The sequence below is a fragment of the Blautia sp. DFI.6.71 genome (genome assembly GCF_020593585.1).
In the GTDB taxonomy this organism is placed as follows: Bacteria; Bacillota; Clostridia; order Lachnospirales; family Lachnospiraceae; genus Blautia_A; species Blautia_A wexlerae.
Map to the genome: position 1 here is coordinate 1 of NZ_JAJDMJ010000042.1, position 21787 is coordinate 21787.

The following is a 21787-nucleotide window of genomic DNA, read 5'->3' on the forward strand; positions in this document are numbered from 1 at the left end:
ACAACAAAAAAATGCCGTATTTATGCGGCTTTTGGCGTTTCGCAAACGCCTAATTAGATTAGAAATAGAAAAGGAGAGCACTTATGTATTATATCGGTATTGATCTTGGTACTTCCGCTGTAAAACTTCTTCTTATGGAAGAATCAGGAAAAATCTGTAACATCGTATCCAGAGAATATCCTTTATTCTTCCCACATCCGGGCTGGTCTGAGCAGAAACCGGAAGACTGGTTTGCGCAGAGTATGGAAGGTATGAAAGAGCTGACAAAGGATATCGACAGAGCGCAGGTAGCAGGAATTGGTTTTGGCGGCCAGATGCATGGTCTGGTAACACTTGACAAGGATGATAATGTGATCCGTCCTGCAATCCTCTGGAATGACGGACGTACAGGCGAAGAGACAGAATATCTGAATACAGTGATCGGAAAAGACAAACTTTCACAGTATACAGCAAATATTGCTTTCGCAGGCTTCACAGCACCGAAGATCCTCTGGATGCAGAAAAATGAGCCTGAGAACTTTAAGAAGGTAGTAAAGATTATGCTTCCTAAGGATTATCTGGCATATCGTCTGTCCGGTTCTTTTTGTACAGATGTTTCTGATGCTTCCGGTATGCTTCTTCTTGATGTGAAGAACCGCTGCTGGTCAAAAGAAATGCTGGAGATCTGTGGAATCACAGAAGAGCAGCTTCCGAAACTGTATGAGAGTTGGGAAGTAGTAGGAACTCTGAAACCTGAGATTGCGAAAGAACTTGGATTCAGTGAGAATGTAAAAGTTGTTGCAGGTGCAGGTGACAATGCGGCAGCTGCTGTAGGAACAGGTACAGTTGGTGACGGTCAGTGTAATATTTCTCTTGGAACATCCGGAACTGTGTTTATTTCCAGTAAAAACTTTGGTGTGGACGAAAATAACGCACTTCATTCTTTCTGTCATGCAGATGGAAGCTATCATCTGATGGGATGCATGCTCAGCGCAGCTTCCTGTAACAAATGGTGGGCAGAGGAGATTCTTCAGACAAAGGATTTCGCAGCAGAGCAGGCTCCAATTCAGAAGCTGGGAGAGAATCATGTATTCTTCCTTCCATATTTGATGGGAGAACGCTCACCTCATAATAATCCTGATGCAAGAGGTGTATTCTTCGGAATGTCCATGGACAGTACAAGAGCAGACATGACACAGGCTGTTCTGGAAGGTGTTGCATTCGGTCTTCGCGATTCTCTGGAGGTTGCAAGAAGCCTTGGAATCAAGATTGAGAGAACCAAGATTTGCGGTGGCGGAGCTAAGAGCCCACTGTGGAAGAAGATCATTGCAAACGTTATGAACCTGAAGGTTGATGTTCTGGAGAACGAAGAAGGACCGTCCATGGGTGGAGCTATGCTGGCAGCAGTAGGCTGTGGTGCTTACCCGGATGTAGAAACCATCGGTAAGAAATTTGCCAAAGTTGTTGATACAGTAGAACCGGATCCTGAACTGGTTGCAAAATATGAAGAGAGATATCAGAAGTTCAGAACTCTGTATCCGGCGATGAAGCCATTGTTCTAATCGAATATCTGCCTGACATACTGGGGTTGTTGTGCTTATTTAGCACAACAACCCCATTTTGACGTACATCTGATGATGACCAATCACCACAGCCTATTTGATTATGGCATATCAGGAAAAGGGCAGCCTCAGGAATTCTTCCATGGCTCTGCTGATATAGCGGCCTTTCTTCCAGTAAAAAAACACAGTGCGTTTACTGCTCTGACCGGGCAGCTTATAAAAAACAAGTTCTGAATTTGTTGGAACTCTGGAGAGCAGAAGATCCCCGATGAAAGTGATACCCATTCCCAAACATGCAATATTATAGGCAGTCATCTGCTGATCCAGGCGAAATACTACAGAAGGCGAAAAGTGATTTTCCTGACAAATGGTAAGTGCACGCTTACCGGTATCATTATCTGAACGAAGAATAATAAATGGTTCGTTCTCGAATTTGTTTAATGGAACAGAAGGAATATGAGAAGAACGGAACTGCCCGTTCCGGATTTCCTCAATAGGAATCTGATATTTCTGCAGTCTGGTATTTACTGAATAATTTTTGGGAACTGCAAGAAGAAGTTGTTCTTTCTGGTAGATATAACGTTCAAAAATCTGGTTATCCAGAATACAGTTATCAATCACCAGATCTAACTTTCCGGCCTGGAGAAACTGGGATAGCTTTGCTGTACTTTCTTCTACAAGAGAAATTTGAACATGGGGGAATTTTTGGGAAAAATCAGCAATAAGGGGAGGCAGAATCCACGAAGAAAAAAAGTTACTGCCACCTACATTAAGAGTTCCTGTTTTGAGATTTCCCAGATCCAGTAGGTAGTTTTCGAGATTATTTTCAATATCCATGACTTTTTCAACAGCCTGTATATAATGTTTTCCGACTTCAGTTAACTGTAAAGGTTTGGTACTTCGATCAAAAATAGGATAGCCAATACGGTTTTCCACACGTTTTACATTGGCGCTTAAAGAAGGCTGCGAAATGAAAAGAGCAGCAGCAGCTTTGGAAAAGCTTTTTTCCTTGTAGACCTCATAGATGTATTCCATTCCCTGAAACATATAAACTCCTCCGATATATAATTTAAACACTATATATTTTATAAAAATATATGTATTTGATTATATTATAGCAGAGATATATAATGAGGGCAAATACATGGGAGGGCGAATAACTATGAAAAAAACAGACTATCGTGTAGAAAGGGATTCTATTGGTGTAAAGGATATTCCGGAAGATGTATATTATGGAGTACAATCCTTACGTGCGGCTGAAAATTTCCACATTACGGGGTTGAATATGCATCCGGAAATTATTAACAGTCTTGCATACATAAAAAAAGCAGCAGCGATAACCAATTGTGAGGTGGGGCTTCTTGAGAAGAAAAAAGCACAGGCGATTGTCCAGGCATGTGATGAAATTGTTTCAGGAAAATTCCATAATGAATTTATTGTGGATCCTGTTCAGGGAGGAGCTGGCACATCTTTAAATATGAATGCCAATGAAGTAATTGCAAATCGCGCGATTGAGATACTGGGAGGAAAAAAGGGCGATTATACAATTATAAATCCTAACGATGATGTGAATTGTGGACAGTCTACCAATGACGTTATTCCTACTGCCGGTAAAATGACTTCTCTTCGTTTGTTGCAGAATCTGAAAAAACAGCTTCTTCGCCTCTATGATGCTCTTAATGAAAAAGCTACAGAGTTTGATCACATAATAAAAATGGGGCGTACACAGATGCAGGATGCAGTACCAATTCGTCTGGGACAGGAATTTAAGGCATATTCGGTAGCAATCATGCGTGATATCCACAGAATGGATAAAGCAATGGATGAAATGCGGACTCTTAATATGGGAGGTACTGCTATTGGAACAGGAATTAATGCAGATGAGGGCTATCTGAGAAGAATTGTTCCAAATCTCACTGAAATATCGGGAATGGACTTTATACAGGCTTTTGATCTGATTGATTCCACTCAGAATCTGGATCCATTTGTAGCCGTTTCCGGTGCTGTGAAAGCATGTGCGGTAACTCTTTCCAAAATGTCAAATGATCTCCGTCTGATGTCCTCCGGTCCACGTACTGGTTTTGGGGAGATTAATCTTCCGGCAAAACAGAATGGTTCCTCTATTATGCCAGGTAAAGTTAATCCGGTTATTCCTGAAGTAGTGAATCAGGTTGCTTTTAATATTATTGGTAATGATGTTACCATTACCATGGCTGCAGAGGCTGGTCAGCTGGAATTAAATGCGTTTGAGCCGATTATTTTCTATTGCATGTTCCAGTCTATCGATACTCTTGGCTATGCAGTCCAGACATTGGTGGATAATTGTATTGTAGGAATTACGGCAAATGAAGAAAGATGCCGTTATCTGGTAGAAAACAGTGTAGGTATTATCACTGCAATCAGCCCCCATCTTGGATATCAGAAGGCTGCGGATATTGCAAAAAAGGCAATTAAGACAGGCGAATCTGTAAGAAGTCTGATTCTGAAAGAAAAGCTTATGGACGAGGATGAACTTAATCGCATTCTGGATCCGATCCATATGACGGAACCTGGTATTTCCGGAAAAGATTATCTTATAAAAAAATAAAGAAAAAAACAGGCGGGAAAATCTTCCCGCCTGTAAAATCGTCTGGACACATATCATATATAAATATGATTTTTATATTTTTGAATTATTCGATTGATTTCAACTGGATTAGAACAGACCTGTGATCTTACCTGTCTCGTCTACGTCGATTCTCTCAGCAGCCGGAACTTTAGGAAGACCTGGCATTGTCATGATCTCGCCTGTAAGAGCTACGATGAATCCTGCACCAGCGGAAATCTTCAGGTTACGTACTGTAACTTCGAAGTCAGTAGGAGCACCCAGTTTAGTCTGGTCATCTGTTAAGCTGTACTGTGTCTTAGCTACACAGATCGGGCAGTTGCCAAAGCCAAGAGCTTCTAACTGTTTCGCCTGTTTCTGAGCATTAGCTGTCAGGACAACTCTCTTGCCACCGTAAACTTTCTGAACAATCTGGTTCAGTTTGTCTTCGATAGAACCTTCCAGTTCATATGCATAGGAGAAGTCGTTTGGTTCTTCAACAAGACGGATAACTTCTTCTGCAAGTTTGATTCCGCCTTCGCCGCCTTTTGCCCATACTTCAGAAAGAGCAACGTTAACGCCCAGTTCTTTACATTTTGCTTCTACAAGATCAAGCTCTGCTTTTGTATCTGTAGGGAATGCATTGATAGCAACTACGCATGGCAGTTTGTATACATTCTTGATGTTGGATACATGTTTGAGCAGGTTTGGAAGACCTTTCTCAAGTGCTTCCAGGTTTTCGTTGTTGAGATCAGCTTTTGCAACACCGCCGTTGTATTTCAGAGCACGTACTGTAGCTACGATAACAACTGCACTTGGTTTTAAGCCTGCCATACGGCATTTGATGTCGAGGAATTTCTCAGCACCAAGGTCAGCACCGAAACCAGCCTCTGTGATCGCATAATCAGCAAGTTTCAGAGCCATCTTTGTAGCTGTTACGGAGTTACATCCGTGAGCGATGTTTGCGAATGGTCCGCCGTGTACGATTGCAGGAACGTGTTCCAGAGTCTGTACAAGGTTTGGTTTCAGGGCATCTTTTAACAGAGCTGTCATAGCACCTTCTGCATGAAGGTCACCGGCTGTTACAGGTTTCTGCTCAGAAACTTTACCATATGTATATCCGATGATGATCTTGGATAATCTTTCTTTCAGGTCTTTGATGTCACTTGCAAGACAGAGAACTGCCATGATCTCAGATGCAACGGTGATGTCGTATCCGTCTTCACGAGGCATACCGTTTGTTCTTCCGCCAAGGCCGTCTACTACGTTACGAAGCTGACGGTCGTTCATATCTACGCATCTTTTCCATGTGATCTTACGTGGGTCAATGTTTAATGCGTTGCCCTGGAAAATATGGTTATCGATCATAGCTGCAAGTAAGTTGTTTGCTGCACCAATTGCATGGAAGTCACCTGTGAAGTGAAGGTTGATATCTTCCATAGGAACAACCTGTGCATATCCACCACCTGCTGCACCACCTTTTACTCCGAATACCGGTCCTAAGGATGGCTCACGAAGGGCTACCATAACGTTCTTGCCAAGTTTCTGCATAGCATCTGCAAGACCTACAGTAGTAGTAGTTTTTCCTTCTCCGGCTGGAGTCGGGTTGATAGCTGTCATGAGGATCAGCTTTCCATCGGGTTTATCTGTCTCTCTTAAGAGATTGTAGTCGATCTTTGCTTTGTATTTTCCGTACTGCTCCAGATATTTGTCGTCAATACCTGCTTTCTCTGCGATCTGAGTAATTGGAAGCATCTCGCATTCCTGTGCAATTTCAATGTCTGATTTGAATCCCATAATTGTTTTTCTCCTTTCGTTTCCGCATAACATGAAAAACTTCTGTTGCTGTTCACTCCGCGATCAGCAACAATTATTAATTGAAAGAAGTATTGGCCGGTCTGCCTGGTATTCCTGATTTCTGCCCTGAAAGTTATAAAAAAAGGCCAGTATCTGAATATTTCAAATACTGCCCAGACGGTCGGCTCCCACAAACCTCCGACTCCACGTGGTTTGCACTCCACTCTTTCCGTCAGTACTCGAAGGTTCTTTCAATTGATGAATACAATATATCATTTTGAGAAAAAAATGTCAAGAAAATTTTGTTGAAACGTCAAAAAATGTGAGTAAACTGGATAAAAGTTGTGCAAATTGATAAGAGAAGAGAATCGTAATCCCTGGTCATGAAAGAAAATACGTTTTCTCAAGGAAAGAAATTGTTAAAAAATAAACACAGTTTTCCCTGATAAATGAAGAAAATATAAAAAGCGGGTAAAGCTAGAGCGTGTCTGAAAAATCATTCCCGCAATCTGCACGCCCCCACTTTGCGGGATATTTCACCCGAATTCAGTTGCCGTAGCCCGCTACGGCGCCCTCATCCGGGCAAAATATCCCACAAATTGTGACGCACATCTTGCAGAAAGCCTTTTTCAGACACGCTCTAGTGCAAAATATGGAAAATGGAATTGACAACAGTTCAGAAGATATGTTATTCTCATCTTTAGTATGAAAAGACATTATCGTTTTCATGCAAATATTTGCTCACATTCAGAGACAGTTTCTGAATGTTAAGCCATACGGACAGGCGGGGCAGTTGCCGGGTGGGAGACACCACATTATTGATTGAGTTAGGAGCTCAAATTTTATAAGTTGATTACTTTATAATAATCAGTGCGTAAGCACACATCATCTTGTGAAACGGTCAATAAGAGCATAGCATATATTTGCCAGCGATTGAAGACGACAGCAGTCATGAATATTTCAGAATACGGGAACAGGCACAGGATACAGACGGATTTATACGGGAAATCCGGTCAGTATATAAAGAGACAGAGCCTGAGAAATTCTATAGATCATGAGAGAAGCAGATGGTGAATGAACTTATCTGCTTCTTTTTTTGTGCAGATATAGCAAATATAAAGGATATGGTTGGAGATAAACGCTTTGCGAGGATGTGTCTCACATGCGTTCGACTTGAATATATAGAGAAATAATTGAATCATTGTGCCGGTTTGAGGCAGTATACAATTGCTGAATGATAGAACTGTATTTGCCGGTACATGACGACAGGAAAAGAGGAACATGTCAAATGGATTATGAAAGACAACAGCATGCGCCCATATATGAAGCACTGGAACGTTTCCGAAAGAAGAGAGTCGTTCCCTTTGATGTGCCGGGACATAAAAGAGGAAGAGGAAATCCGGAGCTTGCACAGTTGCTGGGAGAGAAATGTGTGGGGCTGGATGTTAATTCTATGAAGCCGCTGGACAATCTCTGCCACCCGGTTTCGGTGATCAGAGAAGCGGAGGAGCTTGCAGCAGATGCTTTTGGCGCAGCGCATGCATTCCTTATGGTAGGAGGAACCACATCTGCAGTGCAGAGCATGATCCTGTCTGTCTGCAAGGCAGGGGATAAGATCATTCTGCCGCGAAATGTACATAAAAGTGCCATCAATGCCCTGGTACTGTGCGGTGCAATTCCGGTTTATGTAAACCCGGAGGTGAATGCGCAGCTGGGCATTTCCCTTGGCATGGAAGTCAGTCAGGTGGAGAAGGCTATGGATGAGAATCCGGATGCGGTGGCAGTTCTTGTAAATAACCCTACCTATTATGGAATCTGTTCGGATCTGCGGACTATCGTAAAGAAGGCTCATGCAAGAGGAATGAAGGTGCTGGCAGATGAGGCTCATGGAACCCATCTTTATTTCGGCAGAAACCTTCCTGTATCCGGAATGGCGGCAGGTGCTGACATGGCGGCAGTTTCCATGCACAAATCCGGCGGAAGTCTGACACAGAGTTCGCTGCTGCTTTTGAATAAGAGTATGAATGCAGAGAAAGTGCGCCAGATCATCAATCTGACTCAGACCACAAGCGCTTCTTATCTTCTGTTGTCCAGTCTGGATATCTCCAGAAGAAATCTGGCACTCAGGGGAGAGGAATCCTTTGAAAAGGTTGCAGGGATGGCGCAGTATGCCAGAGAGGAGATCAATGAGATCGGCGGTTATTATGCATATGGTATGGATCTGATCAATGGAACCAGTGTTTTTGATTTTGATGTTACAAAACTCTCCATTTATACACTGGGAAATGGGCTGGCAGGTATTGAAGTTTATGATCTTCTCAGAGATGAATATGATATTCAGATTGAGTTTGGAGATATCTGTAATATTCTGGCTTACATTTCCATCGGAGACAGGCTTCAGGATATTGAGAGACTGGTAGGGGCACTGGCTGATATTGAACGTCTGTATAAGAAGGACAGCACAGGTATGCTTTCCGGGGAATATATCGCACCTGCAGTGGTGGCGTCTCCACAGCAGGCATTTTATGCGGAGAAAGAATCTCTGCCCATGGAACAGGCGGCAGGCAGGATCAGCGGTGAATTTGTTATGTGTTATCCTCCGGGAATCCCGATTCTTGCTCCTGGAGAAATGGTGACACAGGAAATTGTAGAATACATTCTTTATGCAAGAGACAAAGGCTGTTCCATGCAGGGAATGGAGGATCCGAAGGTAGAAAATCTTCAGGTCCTGAAAGGGGGTATCTGATCATGGAATTATGGTATTCCGAGTTCCATACAGGAAATGTAAAGCTTTCTGTCCGGATTAACCGACAGTTATTTTCAGGGGAAAGTGAATTTCAGAGAATCGATGTGTTTGAGTCTGAAGAATTTGGAAGATTTGTGGCTCTGGACGGTGAGATCGTATTTTCTGACAAGGATGAATTTATTTATGATGAAATGGTCACGCATGTGCCAATGACAGTACATCCCAATGTAAAAAATGTTCTGATCATCGGCGGCGGTGACGGTGGAGTTGCCAGAGAACTGATCCATTATCCACAGATTGAGAGCATTGATGTGGTGGAATCCGATAAAATGTTTGTGGATGTATGTGCGGAGATGTTTCCGGATATTGCCCAGGGACTGAAGGATGAGAGAGTCAACATTTATTATGAAGACGGCCTTCGGTTCCTGCGGAATAAAAAGGCCAGATATGACCTGATCATCAATGATTCCACAGATCCGCTGGGACATACAGAGGGACTTTTTACAAAGGAATTCTACGGAAGCTGTTATAAGGCTCTCAGAGATGACGGAATCATGGTTTATCAGCATGGAAGTCCTTTTTATGATGAGGATGAGGTGGAATGCAGAAAGATGCACAGAAAGGTTTTCCGGTCATTTCCGGTGAGCAGGGTTTATCAGGCACATATCCCTACCTGTCCCTCGGGATACTGGCTTTTTGGATTTGCATCAAAGAAATATCATCCACTGGAAGATTTCAGGCCGGAGAGGTTTGATAATCTTAATATAGAAACATGGTATTATACAACAAACCTTCACAGAGGAGCATTTATGCTTCCAAAATATGTAGAAGATTTACTGGAAGAGGAGGAAAACAGTTTATGAGCAGATTATTGGTAATCGGATGTGGTGGGGTAGCTTCAGTGGCAATTCGCAAATGCTGTCAGAACAGCGATGTTTTTACAGAGATTATGATCGCAAGCAGGACAAAGGAAAAATGCGATGCACTCAAAGAGAAGATTGAAAGTACAACGAAGACAAAAATTGAGACAGCAAAGGTAGATGCGGATAATGCAGCAGAGGTCGCAGAATTGATCAGAGCCTATAAGCCGGATGCTGTCCTGAATGTGGCACTTCCATATCAGGATCTTACCATCATGGATGCATGTCTGGAAGCCGGTGCGGATTATATTGATACTGCCAATTATGAAGCAGAGGATACAGAAGATCCCACATGGCGTGCAATCTATGAAAAGAGATGTAAAGAAAAAGGCTTTACTGCATATTTCGATTATTCCTGGCAGTGGGCTTATGATGAGAAATTTAAGGAAGCAGGACTGACTGCTCTTCTGGGAACCGGTTTTGATCCGGGTGTTACCAGTGTATTCAGTGCCTATGCCTTGAAGCATTATTTTGATGAAATCCATACCATTGATATTCTGGACTGTAACGGCGGTGATCATGGATATCCTTTTGCCACAAACTTTAACCCGGAGATCAATCTTCGAGAGGTTTCCGCAAATGGTTCCTACTGGGAAGACGGACATTGGGTAGAAACAGAGCCTATGGAATTTAAATCTGTCTACGATTTCCCTGAGGTAGGAAAGAAGGATATGTATCTTCTTCATCATGAAGAGATTGAATCACTGGCAAAAAATATTCCGGGAGTACAGAGGATCCGTTTCTTTATGACATTCGGACAGAGCTATCTGACACATATGAAATGTCTGGAAAATGTAGGAATGCTTTCCACCGCACCTGTGGAATTTAATGGACAGGAGATCGTGCCGATCCAGTTTTTGAAAGCTCTTCTGCCGGATCCTGCATCTCTGGGTCCGAGAACAGTGGGTAAAACAAATATCGGCTGTATTTTCACAGGTGTTAAGGACGGAAAAGAGAAAAGTATTTATATTTATAATGTATGTGATCATCAGGAATGTTATAAAGAGGTGGAATCCCAGGCAATCTCCTATACAACAGGTGTTCCGGCTATGATTGGTTCCATGATGGTAGTGACCGGACAGTGGAAGAAGCCGGGTGTATTTAATGTGGAAGAATTTGATCCGGATCCATATATGGAAGCACTGAACAAATGGGGACTTCCATGGAAAGTCTGCGAAGATCCTGAACTGGTAAAGGTCTGGAAAGCCAATGAAGATTGATCAACTGCAAACTCCCTGCTATGTGATCGATGAGAAGAAGATGCGGGAGAATCTGGAGATTTTGAAAAAAGTCCAGGAGGATACCGGGTGTAAGATCCTTCTGGCGCAGAAAGCGTTTTCCGGCTTTGCTCTGTATCCCATGATCGGAAAATATCTGGCAGGTACCACTGCCAGCGGTCTGTTTGAGGCAAGGCTTGGATATGAAGAGATGGGGAAAGAGAATCATGTTTTTTCCCCTGCTTACCGTACAGAAGATATAGAGGAACTGGATCGTATCTGTGACCATATTATCTTTAATTCCACAGCACAGCTGAAGAAATTTAAAGATGTGTGTACCAGAGCCAGTCTGGGACTCCGTATTAATCCGGAATGCTCCACTCAGGGGGATCATGCAATCTATGATCCCTGTGCGCCGGGTTCCAGGCTGGGGGTTACCAGAGAGAACTTTGACGGGGAATGTCTGAAATGGATCGACGGACTGCATTTCCATACGCTCTGCGAACAGAATGCGGATGACCTGGAGAAAACATTGCAGGCAGTAGAGGAGAAGTTTGGAGAATTTCTGTCTGAGGTTTCCTGGTTGAATATGGGCGGCGGACATCACATTACCAGAGAGGATTATGATGTAAAGCTCCTGGAAAAATGTATTCAGCATATGAAGGAAACCTATGATTTGGATATTTATCTGGAGCCCGGGGAGGCTGTTGCCCTGAATGCCGGATATCTGGTGACAGAGGTTATGGACATTGTGGAAAATGAGATCAGAACGCTGATTTTGGATGCTTCTGCAGCCTGCCATATGCCGGATGTGCTGGAGATGCCCTATCGTCCGCCTCTTAAGGACAGCGGGGAAGCAGGGGAGAAGGCATATACCTACCGCTTATCTTCCTGCACCTGCCTGGCAGGAGATGTAATCGGAGATTATTCCTTTGACAGAGAGATCCGGATCGGGGACAAGCTGTATTTTATGGATATGGCGATTTATTCTATGGTGAAGAATAATACATTTAACGGTATGCCGCTGCCGGATATTGCGGTTATGCATGAGGACGGAGAGTGTGAGGTTATCAGACATTTCGGATACGAAGACTTTAAGAGCCGGCTTTCCTGATATCTGCCGGGCTATCAAAGAAAAGGAGACAGACATGGAAGTTACAGAGAAGAACAGAACAAAATATCGTATGCCCGGAGAATTTGAGCCTCATGAGGGATGTGTGATGATCTGGCCGGAACGTCCCGGTTCCTGGAATTATGGGGCAAGGGAAGCACAGAAAGCATTTGTGAAAGTTGCAGAGGCTATTGGAGAGAGCGAAAAGGTGTATATGCTGGTTTCCAAAGCTCAGATGGAGAATGCAAAGAATCAGCTGGGGAATGTTTCCGGTGTGACTTTGCTGGAATGCGAGACAGATGACGCCTGGGCCAGAGATGTGGGAGCAACCATGGTTCTGGATGAGAAAGGGGCGGTCTGTGGAGTTGACTGGCAGTTTAATGCCTGGGGAGGAGACTTTGATGGACTTTACCGGAACTGGGAGAAGGACGACAGGGTGGCTGCCTTTATCTGCAGGACTCTTGGTTGTCCATGTCTGGATGCCAGACCTTTTGTGCTTGAGGGCGGTTCCATCCATTCTGACGGAGAGGGGACTCTGATCGTTACAGAGGCCTGTCTTCTGAGTCAGGGACGCAATCCTCAGATGAGCAGGGAACAGATAGAGGAACAGTTGAAGTACTGGCTCGGTGTCCACAAGATTATCTGGCTTCCATGTGGAATCTATCAGGATGAAACCAATGAGCATGTGGATAACGTGTGCGCTTTTGTAAGGCCCGGAGAGGTTGTGCTTGCATGGACAGAGGATGAGACAGATCCGCAGTATGCCATGTCTCTGGCTGATCTGAAGGTGCTGGAACAGGAAACAGATGCAAAAGGCAGAAAATTTAAGATTCATAAGCTTCCGATTCCTCAGAAACCGGTCTGCCTTACCCAGGAAGATGTGGATGGCTTTGTGTTTGAAGAGGGAGAAGACGAACGGGAAGCAGGAGAACGGATGGCTGCCAGTTACGTGAATTTCTATATTTCCAATGGAGGGATCATCCTTCCACAATTTGGGGATGAAAATGACAAAAGGGCAGTGGAGATTCTGCAGAAGTGTTTTCCTGAAAGAAGGATTTATCCCATTGATGCCAGAGCCATCATTGTCGGCGGTGGAAATATTCACTGTATTACCCAGCAGATTCCCGGAAAAAATATCTGACCCTGATGCAGAAAACTTTGAGAGTCATGTGTTTGAGGGTTATTACCTGAAAGTTATGAAAAAACTTACTTATGTAAACAGGAGCAGGAGGAACAGACAGGATGAGAAATGTAACAGTGGCAGCAGTTCAGATGAAATGCAGTAAAAGTGTGGAGAAAAATATTGCCCATGCAGAGGAACTGGTGCGTCAGGCAGCAGCAAAGGGAGCTGAGATTGTTCTTCTTCCGGAGCTTTTTGAACGGCCCTATTTCTGCCAGGAGCGCAGATATGAGTATTATGAATATGCGCAGACTGCAGAGGAAAACCCTGCAGTGCGTCATTTCAGCAGGGTAGCGGCAGAGCTGGGGATTGTGATCCCGGTCAGCTTTTATGAAAAAGAGGTCAATAATACCTATAACAGCGTTGCGGTTCTGGATGCAGATGGGAAGAATCTCGGCGTTTACCGGAAAACACATATTCCGGATGACCATTATTATCAGGAAAAATTCTATTTCACACCGGGAGATACCGGCTTTAAGGTTTTTGATACCAGATTTGGAACCATTGGAGTTGGAATCTGCTGGGATCAGTGGTTCCCGGAAACGGCAAGATGTATGGCACTGCAGGGAGCAGAGCTTCTCTTTTATCCCACTGCCATCGGAAGTGAACCCATCCTGGAATGCGACAGCATGGAACACTGGAGAAGATGTATGCAGGGACACGCTGCCTCCAACCTGATCCCTGTGATCGCTGCCAACAGAATCGGTGAGGAAACAGTAGAGCCATGTCCGGAAAACGGAATGCAGAAATCTGCTCTTAATTTTTACGGCTCTTCTTTTATCACAGACAACACAGGTGCTCTCTGTGCAGAACTGCCCAGAGGGGAAGAGGGGGTGCTTGTAAGCACTTTTGACCTGGATGCATTAAAGGCAGATAGACTGAACTGGGGACTTTTCAGAGACCGCAGACCGGAGATGTATGCAAAAATTTCCGGAATGAATTTTGGCTCAGTTACTGAGAACGGAGTGAACAGTAACTGAGTTTATAAGAATTTCATAAAAAGTTTATGATTATATTAGTTGCTACCTGCGGTATATATGGTAAAATAAGAGTACGAACGTTACTGATAACGGAGCGAGCAGTAGAGTTTTGACATGTATTTCTGGCAAAATGGAGTGTAGAAGATGAACAGAAAAGAATTTTTGGAAATCCTGAGAAGCCAGCTTGCCGGTCAGATGCAGGAGGGCAAAGCAGCAGCACATATCAGGTATTATGAAGATTATATACAGTCTCAGGTACGTGGCGGACGTTCAGAGCAGGAAGTACTGCAGGAACTGGGAGACCCGCATCTGATAGCAAAAACTCTGATCGATACAGATGATGGAAGTACACAGGAAGATTACGGAGAGTATTCTTCTTATGGAAGCAGTTATGGCAATGAGACAGAGCTTCCTCATCAGCAGGAGAAAAGATGGAAAAAAGTAATCGATCTTTCTACCTGGCATGGCAGGGCTGTTGTTATTGCAGCGGCGGCTGTTATAATTGTTTTACTGATACTGATAATCGGAGTTGCGATTCCGTTTTTTATTATTCTTGCAATTATTCTTTATTTTCTTTCATGGCTGAAGAAAAGAAATGATCAATGAAAATCTGTGCAGGGTTTCAGAAAAGAAACCCTGCGCAGAATCTTAAAAATCTTAAGTGTAAACGTTCTTGTTTCACGATATTAATTCCCCTTGAATATTTATAATCATACAATCTCAACTTATTTCTATTCTTTAATCCTGCCAGGTGCAGGGAAAAATCCCACATTCATTTTTATATTTTTTGTTCGGAAAGGAGACGGAAAATGAAACACAATTTCAAACTGAAAGAACGCCTTGGAGCTTTGCTGCTTGCAATGCTTTTTATTCTGCAGGCAATTCTGGGGCTTGTGCCTGTCTGCGTAACTCAGGCGGCACCGTTAACTGTAGAAACATGGGACAGTGACAAGGTGGTAGAGTATGGTTATCGCTTTAACATGAAGTTTCAGCCCGGAATTACCACATATGAATCTTTTGGGTGTGATAATCTGGACAGGGAAGCTTTTTCAGACAATGGAAAAAGCGAACGTGACACAGAGTGCGTTCGTGTAGGAGCGGACTATAAAGCCGGAAGCGCAGGGATGCGTTATAACAATGTAGGAAAAGATGGAAATGGAAATATTGTTGATGTCAGACTCATTCTTGTGGGAGTAGAGAATGCAGAACCCCGTTATGATCTGCGCACTGCAGAATCGATTGTTCAGAATAAAGGCGGAGCTACGTTTGCATGGAAAGATAATGAAGCTTATCCAATGGTTGGCTTTTCCAAAAACAGTATCGGTGTATTTATTTATTCTGTAGGATACGCAAAGGTTAAGTTTCAGTTTCTGAAGCATGGAACAGAAGAAACACTGCCGATCAGTGGCCATGGAACCATACGTGATATTGATGCGGGACAGGGAGTCCGTATTCCGTCAGACAGCAGTCTGGATAATGCATATGTTCTGAAAAACAATGATTATCTGACGGTAGATGGAAATTCTGTAAGCTCACCCCTTGGTTCCGTTGAGCCGGATGATCCGAGAGGATGGCTGAATCTTTTTTATAATACAGATAATTTTACGGTAGAATTCTGTCATCAGTTCAGACTGGATAAATGGGATAAAAGTCGTGAAGATGCCATTGCAAAAGCCGGTTCTCAGGAAAGATGGGCAGAGATTACAAGAAATAAATATCTGGATCCATCAGGCAACAGTTATTGTCCGAACTTTAAAGGACAGAAATACTGTAAAGCATATGCATATTTTGATTTTACATCCTATTGTTTCGGCGATGTTGAGATGAAAAAAGCACCTGAGAAACGTGTGGGAGAGGCAAACTGTACATGGGAACAGGCAGCTGCTGCATCAAAAGAAAAACCTTTTGGCATTCGTCAGGGACAGGAATTTCAGTATATGATCCGGGCAGAGGTGACACCCAATAGACTGAAATCCTTTGTGGTACAGGATATACTTGAGGATTGTCTTACTATAGAGGATGCATCAAAAGTCAGTATTGTGAATGATGCAGGGCAGACAGTGACAGACTGGTTTGATGTTGCTGTTGAAGGACAGAAAGTGACCTGCAGGGCCAAAGCAGAGAGCCTTCAGGATGAAGCATTTACAGATAATCAGACTTACACATTTACTTTAAAAGTACGCCAGAGACCGGAATCAGAAATTAACATTTCAAAATACCTTGCAGAGGATGGATACAGTATTCTTGTACCAAACCATGCATCCATGAGTTATGAACGTACAAACGGAAGCGGAGATACAATGGATACGGAAACAGTGTGGGTAAAGGGTGTGATTCCACCGGAACTGGAAGTAAAGAAAAATACTTCTCAGTATGAATGGAAAACGGGAGATATCATAGATTATGAGGTTCTGGTTTCTCAGACAAAACAGGATGTAAAAGCAGTAAATGTTGTTATTACAGACGAGCTTCCATCATGTCTGCAGTTTCTGGAAGGGCAGTATGCTGTAGAGACAAGTCAGGGAGGCGAGAACTGTACGCTTACCGGACAGGGAGAAAATGGATGGAAAGCAGAGTGTCCGTCCCTGAAGTATGGGGAGACGATCACAATCCGTTTTAAATGTCAGGCATCTGCGGATTCCAATGGACAGGAATGGGAAAATATTGTGACTGCAACAGCGGATAATCTGATCAATCCTGAGACAGGAGAACAGGAATCCAGAAAGGATATGGCAGAAGTATGGCCGAACAGTCCACAGCTTGAAATTGATAAAACAGCAGACAAATATGAATGGCAGGCAGGAGAGCAGGTAGCTTACCGGATCGTGGTGAATAATGTAACGGCAGGAACAATTGCAAAAGATGTAACTATTACTGATATTGGTCTGCCGCAGGGACTGGTTCTGGCAGGTGGTGCACAGAGCATGGAAGTACTGGGAGTTCAGCAACAGGTAAACTATCCCGTACCGGATAAGAAAACAGGACAGGCATATGAAGCGAGACCTGTGGATTCTCAGTTGAATGCAGATGAGAACGGATTTTCCTTTTATTGTTCTTATGTGCCATACAGTCAGCCTGTAACGATTATTTTCCATTGTATCGCACAGGAAGAGGCAAATGGACACGAAAGCGTAAATGCAGCAACTGTAAAAGCTGCTAATACAGATGAGAGATCTGATGATGCAGAAGTATATGTAAATTCAGGAGAATTCTGGATTGAGAAATCTGCAGATCATTATGAATGGCAGGTCGGAGAACAGGTACAGTACAATGTGGTGGTGGAGAATAAAAAAGCAGGTACAGTGGCCCGGAACGTAACTGTCTGGGATACCGGTATGCCGGCAGGACTTGCACTTTCATCGGCAGAGGATGTATCGGTAAGCGGAATCCCACAGAATATTACGCAGCTGACAGCAGGGACCAAAGATGTTTTGAACCAGCTCAATCCGGAATTTTATAATGAGACATCAGAGAAACCAGTGAATTATGAATTTCTTCAGGAGGGAAGCGGATGGAGACTGAACATTTCAGATCTTCCGGCAAATACTCCGGTTATGCTTTCTTTCCTTTGCACAGTTACGGAAGCGGCAAATGGAATGGAAAGCATTAATGTTGCCAATGTGCAGGCGCAGAATGCCCCTGTTTCACAGGATGACGCAGAAGTGTATGTAAATACAGCAGTTCTTTCTATTGAGAAAAGTTTTCAGAATCCATATCTGGCAGCCGGGGACGGACGTGCGGAAAATGAATTTCGGGTAGGAGAACAGGTGAATTATCAGGTTACGGTTAATAATCTTCAGAAGGGATCTATCGCAAGAAATCTTGTGATCAGTGATCTTTCCCTTCCTGAAGGGCTGGCTCTGGACGGAGCTGAAGATGCTGTTACTGTAAGCGGTGTTCCGGCTGTTATTCAGAATCCGGTGGCAGGAACTGATGATGCAGGAAATCAGCTGAATCCGGAAAATTATAAAGAAACAGTGGAAAAACCGGTCAGCTGTCAGGTTACACGTCAGGGAACCGGATGGATCGTGACGATTTCAGATCTTCCGTATCAGACACCTGTGACTGTTAATTTCCGCTGTACTGCGCAGGAAAGCGTAAATGGGATGGAGATTGTAAATACAGCACAGGCGTATGCAGATAATGCACAGAAAGTAAAGGACTCCTCAAAAATCTGGGTGAACTCACCTGTTCTTAAAGTAGAGAAGACGACGGACAAACCATTTTACAAATATGGTGATATTATTACATACCGCATTGTCCTGACACAGGAGCAGACCGGATGTGTGGCGCGTAATGTTACTCTGCAGGATGTGATCGATACTCAGGGAGTACGTCTTCTGAAGGATTCGGTGATTCTGATGGATGAGAAAGGAAATGTGGCAGATGCTGATGTACAGATCAATGATGATAATACTTTCCTGATGTCAACAGGCAGGACACTGGTCAGGGACAGCAGATATAGTATCTGCGATAATGATAAAGGCGGTCTTTTTGAGCAGGTAATGTATAATCCTCTGGACTGTCAGGAACAGAAAAGTATGATCGTGGAATATCAGGCAGCGGTGATTGATGCAGCCCTGGCAGGACAGAAAGTGCACAATACTGCAGTTGCAGACAGCAGTGAAAAGATACCTGCAACCGGGGAAACAGAGACAGAGGTACACAGTCCGATTCTGGAAATTGTGAAGGAATCAGATAAGAAAGAGTATGCGTCCGGTGAGAAAGGATACTATAAACTGACAGTAAGACAACTGCGTGAGGATGTCACAGATCAGAATATTGTTATCGAAGATAAACTGGAAACCCAAGGGGCTTCCATTGTAAAAGACAGCATTTTTGTGAAGAAAAACGGTATAGAACTGAAAGATGCCAAAATAGAGGCAGATGATACAGGATTTGTAATTCAGACAGGAGCATCGTTGTCAGATATGGATAAAATTGAAGTCTGCTATGAAATGGTATTTAAAACAGAAAGCACAGAGCCTGAAAAAATTGTAAACACAGCGAAAGCAAGAGGTGATATTTCACCGGAAATTACTGCACAGCAGGAGGCATATGTGAAAGCAAAAGCAGAACCGACTGCCACACCAACACCGTCTGCAACACCGAAACCAACAGAAACACCAAAGCCGACAGAGACACCAAAACCTACAGAAGTACCGAAACCGACGGAGCAGCCAAAAGCCACACCAACACCATCTGTACCGGGAACCTGCCCGAAAATGACTCCTGTACCGACGAAAGCACCGTTAGCATCTTACAATGGTGGAAATAATGGAGGCACGACTTCCGGAAGCGGAGGCAGCAGTTACGCAAATTCGGGTGGATACGGAAGCTATCAGGGTGGTTCCATGGCAGGAAGTTCTAAAACAGGAGATGTCAGACCGTTTAAAATGATGGCTGTTCTTGGCCTTATCGGAATGGGACTGCTGACAGGAGGTGTGGTGATCTACAGAAGAACTGTTTCCGGGAAAAGAAATATAAAGGGTATGCCGCGGAAATGAAAAAACTCAGAACATTTGCAGTAAGTATGATCATAGCAGCAATTGGGCTTCTTATATATTGTGCCGGTTTCTATATAAAAAGTTATGAACAGAATCTTGCAGCAAGGCAGGAATATGCAGAGCTTTCCCAAATGGCAGGGGTGAAGAACAGAGAAGGTGCCGGATTATTGGCAGATGGCAAAAAAACTGATGAAGACAGCAGTACAAAAAACAGTGAAAAAAAACGCAGGAAAAAACAGAGAAGATCTTCTGAATCAAAAAACAAAAACTGTACAGATGAAATCAGGGAATCCTTCGGGATTTCCTGGGAAAATTTAAGAAAGATCAACTCTCAGACAGTTGCCTGGATTACTGTCCCGGGAGCCGATATTTCTTATCCTGTAGTTCAGGCGGCAGATGATGAATATTACCTGAAACATAATTTCAGAGGAGAGGAAGATCTGTTTGGATGTATTTTTCTGGAACATGACATAAAAAAGAATTTTACAGATTCCCACAGTATTCTTTACGGGCATAATATAGAAGGTAATATGATGTTTGCAAATCTGAACCGTTATGAACAGCCTGAATTTCTGAAAAAATGTCCTGAAATTGAGATCACAACACCAAAAAGAAAGTTTCTGTACAAAATTTTTTCTGTGGAACAGGCATCTTCCAAAAGCCCGGCATTTGAATATGGATACAAGTTATCCAGTCCTGCATACAGGAGACAATTATCTATATTGAAAAATAATTCCATGTATGACACAGGAGTAGAGCCTGATGAAAGGGAGAGAATGGTGACTCTGATCACCTGTAATTCACGTCTGGATAAAGAAATACGTATGGCGGTACATGGGATTTGCCATGAATGTTATGGTATAGAAAAAGCTGAGCCGAAGTGATGTTGAAATCAATCGGATATTGGTAATTTTCGTAAAGGATGAACTGTTACTGTTCACACATCACTATCTCTCGAGGTGTTTTGGAAAAAACTAATGAAAAATCTCCCGATATTTTGTATAATTTATGCATAAAAAACAACTTGTTCGTACGTGCGTACAAGTTGTATCCTAAATACAGGAGGGAAGAAGACATGACAGATAATGGAAAGCCGAAATATTTCTCACTGATGGAACAGCTCAGAAGTGATATTATGTCAGGAGCTATCCGACCGGGAGAGAAGCTTCCTTCAGAAAACGAGCTTTCGCAGAAATATTCCCTGAGTAGACATACAGTTCGTAAAGCACTGGGAATCCTGGAGCAGGACGGATATGTAGAGGCATTTCACGGAAGAGGTACTTATTGCTCTGAGAATATGCGCCACATAAAGAATTCAAAGAATATTGCGGTAGTGACCACATATATTTCTGATTATATTTTTCCGAGACTGATACAGGGAATGGATAATGTCCTTTCAGAAAGCGGTTACAGTATTATCCTGAAAAACACAGCAAACAGCAGACAGAAAGAGGCCAGATGTCTGGAGGAACTTCTGAAGAAAGATATTGATGGACTGATCATTGAACCAAGCAAAAGTGAGATGATCTGTAAACACAGAAATCTTTATCAGAATCTGGATAAATTTGAAATTCCGTATGTGTTTATTCAGGGAATCTATTCAGAAATGAGGGATAAACCTCATATTCTTATGGATGATGCACAGGGAGGCTATCTTGTAACAAAATATCTGCTGGAACTGGGACATAAAAAGATCAAGGGTTTCTTTAAGGCAGACGATATGCAGGGACTGGAGCGCCACAAGGGATATGTGAAGGCCTTACAGGAGTCAGGGATTGCCTATGATCCTGATGATGTTGTCTGGTTTCATACAGAGGACAGGAAAGTAAAACCTGCACTGATGGCAAAAGAAATGGTACAGAGCGGACAGCTTCCGGATGGAATCGTTTGTTACAATGATCAGATTGCTGTTCAGGTTATGGAAGAACTGGAGAAAATGGGAGTCAGGATACCGGATGATATTTCCATTACCGGTTATGACAATTCACTGTATGCTCAGCGAGGAAGCGGAATCACAACGATAGCTCATCCGCAGGAAAAGCTGGGAGAAATGGCAGCAGAGCTTATACTTGAGAAGATCAACGGAGTTCCTGAAGAAGAAAGTAAGGTTGAAAGACTGATTTATCCGGAACTGATCATACGGGGATCATGCAAAAAAATATTGTAAACAAATGAAATAAATAAAAAATAAATCCAGGAGGAAT

The 21787-nt window shown here is 43.2% G+C and carries 18 protein-coding genes and 1 riboswitch; of the genes, 14 read left to right on the top strand and 4 right to left on the bottom strand.

From position 1 onward, the window contains the following. Positions 1-83 precede the first annotated feature (83 nt). Complete coding sequence (gene xylB / locus LJE12_RS14775) at positions 84-1541, top strand: xylulokinase (protein ID WP_020435915.1); 1458 nt, start codon at positions 84-86, stop codon at positions 1539-1541. A 111-nt stretch (positions 1542-1652) separates the two neighbouring features. On the opposite strand, the gene LJE12_RS14780 is transcribed toward xylB, so the two are convergent. Beyond that, entirely contained in the window at positions 1653-2588 is a 936-nt protein-coding gene (locus tag LJE12_RS14780) for a LysR family transcriptional regulator (RefSeq protein WP_020435914.1), read from the bottom strand. A 97-nt stretch (positions 2589-2685) separates the two neighbouring features. Here LJE12_RS14780 and LJE12_RS14785 point away from each other — a divergent pair, with 97 nt between their 5' ends. Next, positions 2686-4128 carry an aspartate ammonia-lyase gene (locus LJE12_RS14785; protein ID WP_008708134.1) on the top strand — a complete coding sequence of 481 codons (1443 nt, stop codon included), beginning with the start codon at positions 2686-2688 and terminating at the stop codon, positions 4126-4128. A 108-nt stretch (positions 4129-4236) separates the two neighbouring features. Here LJE12_RS14785 and LJE12_RS14790 read toward each other — a convergent pair whose 3' ends face one another. From LJE12_RS14790 to LJE12_RS20755, 3 genes are all read right to left on the bottom strand, one after another. Further along, a complete protein-coding gene (locus LJE12_RS14790; protein WP_118614301.1) occupies positions 4237-5922 on the bottom strand; it encodes a formate--tetrahydrofolate ligase in 1686 nt (561 codons plus the stop codon). Positions 5923-6086: 164 nt separating this feature from the next. Beyond that, positions 6087-6172, bottom strand: a riboswitch (ZMP/ZTP riboswitch). 169 nt (positions 6173-6341) lie between these two features. Further along, positions 6342-6422 carry a hypothetical protein gene (locus LJE12_RS20750; protein WP_306505412.1) on the bottom strand — a complete coding sequence of 27 codons (81 nt, stop codon included), beginning with the start codon at positions 6420-6422 and terminating at the stop codon, positions 6342-6344. A gap of 46 nt (positions 6423-6468) precedes the next feature. After that, complete coding sequence (locus LJE12_RS20755; RefSeq protein WP_319792444.1) at positions 6469-6522, bottom strand: DUF6783 domain-containing protein; 54 nt, start codon at positions 6520-6522, stop codon at positions 6469-6471. Between LJE12_RS20755 and LJE12_RS20760 the strand changes: the two genes are divergently transcribed. The 12 genes from LJE12_RS20760 (at position 6499) to LJE12_RS14845 (ending at position 21750) form a co-directional block, all read left to right on the top strand. Then, positions 6499-6591: a DUF6783 domain-containing protein gene (locus tag LJE12_RS20760; RefSeq protein ID WP_319792445.1), complete on the top strand. Its 93-nt coding sequence runs from the start codon at positions 6499-6501 to the stop codon at positions 6589-6591. The genes LJE12_RS20755 and LJE12_RS20760 overlap by 24 nt on opposite strands. Positions 6592-6845: 254 nt before the next feature. Next, positions 6846-6980, top strand: coding sequence for a hypothetical protein (locus LJE12_RS20060; protein ID WP_255610858.1), 135 nt, complete (start codon positions 6846-6848; stop codon positions 6978-6980). A 230-nt stretch (positions 6981-7210) separates the two neighbouring features. Then, on the top strand, positions 7211-8668 hold the full coding sequence (locus LJE12_RS14795; protein ID WP_020435601.1) for an aminotransferase class I/II-fold pyridoxal phosphate-dependent enzyme: 1458 nt from the start codon (positions 7211-7213) through the stop codon (positions 8666-8668). A 2-nt stretch (positions 8669-8670) separates the two neighbouring features. Beyond that, complete coding sequence (gene speE / locus LJE12_RS14800; protein WP_008708139.1) at positions 8671-9531, top strand: polyamine aminopropyltransferase; 861 nt, start codon at positions 8671-8673, stop codon at positions 9529-9531. Beyond that, the gene (locus tag LJE12_RS14805) at positions 9528-10808 is read left to right on the top strand and encodes a saccharopine dehydrogenase family protein (RefSeq protein WP_020435602.1); all 1281 of its coding nucleotides are present in this window, start codon (positions 9528-9530) and stop codon (positions 10806-10808) included. The genes speE and LJE12_RS14805 overlap by 4 nt, the downstream gene beginning before the upstream one ends. Beyond that, positions 10798-11919 (top strand): carboxynorspermidine decarboxylase, encoded by a 1122-nt coding sequence (nspC, locus tag LJE12_RS14810; protein WP_020435603.1) that lies wholly within the window; start codon positions 10798-10800, stop codon positions 11917-11919. The genes LJE12_RS14805 and nspC overlap by 11 nt, the downstream gene beginning before the upstream one ends. A gap of 34 nt (positions 11920-11953) precedes the next feature. Further along, positions 11954-13057 carry an agmatine deiminase gene (gene aguA, locus LJE12_RS14815; protein ID WP_020435604.1) on the top strand — a complete coding sequence of 368 codons (1104 nt, stop codon included), beginning with the start codon at positions 11954-11956 and terminating at the stop codon, positions 13055-13057. 101 nt (positions 13058-13158) lie between these two features. Further along, on the top strand, positions 13159-14076 hold the full coding sequence (aguB, locus tag LJE12_RS14820) for an N-carbamoylputrescine amidase (RefSeq protein WP_020435605.1): 918 nt from the start codon (positions 13159-13161) through the stop codon (positions 14074-14076). 144 nt (positions 14077-14220) lie between these two features. After that, positions 14221-14682, top strand: coding sequence for a DUF1700 domain-containing protein (locus LJE12_RS14825; protein ID WP_020437299.1), 462 nt, complete (start codon positions 14221-14223; stop codon positions 14680-14682). A 203-nt stretch (positions 14683-14885) separates the two neighbouring features. Then, positions 14886-19583, top strand: a complete 4698-nt coding sequence (locus tag LJE12_RS20155; RefSeq protein WP_264474456.1) for an isopeptide-forming domain-containing fimbrial protein — start codon at positions 14886-14888, stop codon at positions 19581-19583. Then, positions 19580-20467 carry a class B sortase gene (gene srtB, locus LJE12_RS14840; protein ID WP_055059928.1) on the top strand — a complete coding sequence of 296 codons (888 nt, stop codon included), beginning with the start codon at positions 19580-19582 and terminating at the stop codon, positions 20465-20467. Before LJE12_RS20155 ends, srtB begins: the two co-directional genes overlap by 4 nt. A gap of 191 nt (positions 20468-20658) precedes the next feature. Further along, complete coding sequence (locus tag LJE12_RS14845) at positions 20659-21750, top strand: GntR family transcriptional regulator (protein ID WP_055059929.1); 1092 nt, start codon at positions 20659-20661, stop codon at positions 21748-21750. Positions 21751-21787 lie beyond the last annotated feature (37 nt).